This is a genomic window from Anaerobacillus sp. ABR4_321 (assembly GCF_056158505.1).
Genome location: NZ_JBSWTK010000013.1, coordinates 805 through 4,961 on the forward strand (window position 1 = coordinate 805; position 4,157 = coordinate 4,961).

Sequence of the window (4,157 nt, forward strand, 5' to 3'; positions counted from 1 at the left end):
TACGTTCAGTTACGTATTGCTAAGGTTAAGCTTGCGATTGATGCTTAGTATCACAGCACCTATGGCCGCCTGACGGACAGCCAGGGCCGCACTGTAAGTTTTAAGGAGACGGTCATCATCATGACAAGCAACGCAGGCGTAGGTCACAAGTCCATCAAGGTAGGATTTGGGCAGAACACTGCTGTCAATGAATCAAGTATTCTTGATTCTCTGGGAGGGTTCTTCAAGCCAGAATTCCTGAACCGTTTTGATAGCATCATCGAGTTCAAATCGCTAGAAAAAGAACATCTGCTTCAGATCGTTGACCTGATGCTAACTGAACTGAAAGGAACACTAAAAGAACAAAATATCAGTCTTGAAGTGACAGATGGTGTAAAGGAAAGACTTACAGAACTGGGGTACCATCCGGCTTTCGGTGCTCGCCCTCTTCGCCGCTCCATCCAGGACCAGCTTGAGGATTCCATTGCCGACTTCATTCTTGAAGAACCGGATGCAGACAATCTTGAAGCAGTCCTCGAGAATGACACAATCAAAATCAACAGAAAATAACGTATTTTTAGGCCCGGAGTCCAACTTCGGGCCAAAAGTTTTTGTATTTTTACAGTTTAAAAATGAAAACTACATAAAACACATATAAAATAGAATCATGAATTTACAAATAGAAATGAGGTAAACCTAATGGGGTTTTTAACAAAATTCAGTCTTAAAAATGCATTTGCTGTTTTTATCATTTCATTTTTATTGATACTAGGCGGGCTGTACTCCTTCACACGGCTTAAAGTCGATTTGCTGCCTAATATCGAATTCCCTCAGCTCTCTGTAGAAGTGATCTATCCAGGGGCCTCTCCTCAGGATATCAACGAACAGGTAACGGAGAAGCTTGAAACGAAGTTCAAAGGGATCGATGGCATCAAGAAAATGCAGAGTTCATCATTTGAAAGCATCGCAATCATCAATCTTGAATTTCCTTTTGAAACAGAACTTGACGATGCCGAACAGCAAGTCAACTCCTTCATCAAGGAAGCGGGACTCCCTGAAAATGTGCAGACAAATGTAAACCGCTTTTCCTTTGGCACATTCCCGATATTCAATATCTCCCTTTTCTCAAAAGGTGACCAGGAACTGGAACAGCTTGTGAACGAAGAAATCATTCCTGAATTGAATAAAATCCAGGGAATAAATAGTGTTTCAGTTGGGGGTATGACCGAAGACATCCTCCAAATAACTGTCGATGAGGAAAAGGCAGCCAAACTGGCCCTCAGCTTGAATGATATTAAAGAAACAATCAATGCCAGGAAATTCAGCTTCCCGGCAGGCAACTTGAATGAAAATGAAATTCAGGTACCTGTAAGGGTGCAGGAAAAAATTGAAGAAATTAATGAACTCGAAAACCTTGTCATCAAGTCCAAATTTGTACCTGATGCACCTCCGGTGAAACTGAGTGACCTGGCTTCGATTGAAGTGGTAACCGAAAAACCGGAAATCACACGTTACAATGAAAAAGAATCATTATCCATGGCCATCACGAAAAAGCAGGATGCCAACACCGTCGAAGTGGCTGAGAAGGTATTAGCTGTAATCGACAGTTATGGCGATCGCCTGGAATATGCGATTGGTTTCGATTCCGCAGAAGGAATTGAGAAATCGGTCAATACCCTGGTAAAGGAAGGTTTGCTCGGAGCACTGTTCGCTTCAATCGCGGTCCTGATTTTCCTCAGGAACTTCAGGGCGACGATTATTGCGATCGTTTCCATCCCGCTGTCACTGTTGATTTCGTCTATCTTTTTAAACCAGCTTGATATTTCACTGAATATCATGACCCTGGGCGGCATGGCTGTCGCGGTTGGACGCGTGGTCGATGATAGTATCGTCGTCATCGAGAATATCTTCCGAAGAGTCCGCAAAACCAACCAGGGCATGACAGATGATTTGATTCAGAACTCTACAAAGGAAATCTTGAAAGCAATCACTTCATCAACGATCACCACTGTTGTTGTATTCCTGCCGTTAGGCCTTGTCGGAGGAATTACAGGAGAATTCTTTTTGCCTTTCGCACTGACAATTGTCTTTTCATTGCTTGCATCTTTAATAGTAGCTGTCACAATCGTCCCAATCCTGGCAAAGTTCTCATTCAAAAGAGTTCCAAAAGAAGAAAAAGAAGGTGCACTGCAAAGAGCTTACGCATCTTCTATCAAGTGGTCCCTGAACCATAAAACTCTTGTAATCTTCCTGTCCATTGCCCTGCTTGCAGGTTCAGGATTCCTTGTTAAAGGACTTGGTTTCACCTTCATTCCAAACGAGGAGCAAAAGCTGCTTGTTGCTACATTCCAGCTGCCCTCTTCTACTTCTCTTGATAAAACGAATGAAGTTTCTCTGAAAGTCGAGAATATGTTCGCTGAGCAAAAAGAAATTAATGATGTTACCGTTGGAATCGGCAGCCGGGATTTCCAGACTGGCCTGAAACGTCAGAACCAGGCGAACTATTTCATCAGCCTTGGAGATGGTGCAAGTGTTTCTGAGTTTATTCCCAAGCTGGAAAAAGAAATGGAAGAAATTGTCCTTTCTATTGAGCCAGATGCCAAACTCGGCATCCAGGAACAATCTACAGGTGGTCCACCTTCAAATAATAATGTCAATATAGACTTGTATTCTACTGACCTTGCTGCCTTGCAGGATGCTGCAGCCAGAGTGGAAGGTTATATGAACAAGCAGGATGACTTAAAATATGTATCAAATAATTTTTCCGAAAAACAGAAGCAGGTACTTGTTGATATCGATCCAGAAAAATCAGCCCAGCTAGGACTCTCCGGATTCCAGATTCTTGGTACGATCACCGATAAAACTAAGCCTGTCGACGCCGGAATGATGCAGCTTGGCGGTGAAGATCGGAAAATTTCAATCACCTATGATGAACAGTCCGAAACTATCGATGATTTGAAGAATACGGTCATTTTCACTCAACAGGGACCTGTTCCAATCACTGAGATCGCCAAAATCACTGAAACGGAAGCTTTTACATCGATTCAGAAACTGGATGGCAAAATCTTCGCCCGCGTTTCTGCACAGATTGATTCCAATGATATAAGGGCCGTTTCAACAGCTGTAATAGAAGGTGTTAAAAAGGATATAGACCTTCCTGATGATGTCTCACTAGAAGGCGGCGGCGGAAGTGATGAGACTGTTGAAACCTTCACCCAGCTGGGAATAGCAATGGTTGTAGCGATTGGGCTTGTCTACTTGACCATGCTGATTACATTCGGGCAGGCAAGGATTCCATTTATCATCCTTTCATCCTTGATTTTCGTCCCAATCGGTTCCCTTCTGGGACTGTGGATTGCCGATGAACCGATGTCAGTAAGTGTAATGATTGGACTTTTGATGCTTATTGGAATCGTAACAACCAATGCGATTGTCATGGTCGACCGAATCGGCCAAAATCGCACCGAAAAAGGCTTGCCTATTAGGGAAGCCCTTATTGAAGCAGGAATTACCAGACTTCGCCCTATCCTGATGACAGCCTTTGCGACAATCGCAGCATTGATTCCATTGGCGCTTACAACCTCATCAGGCACCCTGATTTCCAAAGGGCTGGCAGTAACCGTAATCGGAGGCCTTACCTCCTCAACCCTGCTGACATTGATCCTGATTCCAGTCATCTATGAAGTATTTTTCTTTAGACAGGTGAAAAAAGAAAGAAGTATGTAAAATGGAAGCCCGCATGCAGATGCGGGCTTTCTAATTCGATTCTGTGCCGAGATTCGAACAGAAGATATCCAATTTTTCGGGAGTCAAGGAATCTCCTTTTACCGTTCATGTTTCTTTCTTGTATTTCCGGGCAATGCAGAAGCCCTCCTTTTACCGTTCTTGTTTCTTTCCTGCATTTTCGGCAATGCGGAGACTCTCCTTTTACCGTTCTGAGTGCTTTCCTGTATTTTCGGTCAATGCAGAGGCTCCCCTTTTATCGATCTGAGTTCTTTCCTTTATTTTCGGTCAATGCAGATGAGACTGAAACTAATTTGTCCAGTCTAATTACAGATATATAAAAAAACTGCAGAGAAACTTGATTTTCATCGAGTTTCTTTGCAGTCTGAAGCGAAGCCGGCGGGCTTCGCTTTTCTTTTTACAGCTTGCTGTCGTCCACACGTCAGGAAAAAAAT

Annotated in this window: 1 protein-coding gene and 1 pseudogene; both read left to right on the forward strand. The window is 43.3% G+C overall.

The window, feature by feature from the left end; genetic code table 11:
- Window positions 1–63: 63 nt before the first annotated feature.
- Window positions 64–549: pseudogene (locus ACXADT_RS22940) on the forward strand (AAA family ATPase); the annotation flags it as partial.
- A gap of 129 nt (window positions 550–678) precedes the next feature.
- A complete protein-coding gene (locus tag ACXADT_RS22945) occupies window positions 679–3,705 on the forward strand; it encodes an efflux RND transporter permease subunit (RefSeq protein WP_474835905.1) in 3,027 nt (1,008 codons plus the stop codon).
- The last annotated feature ends 452 nt before the right edge of the window (window positions 3,706–4,157 follow it).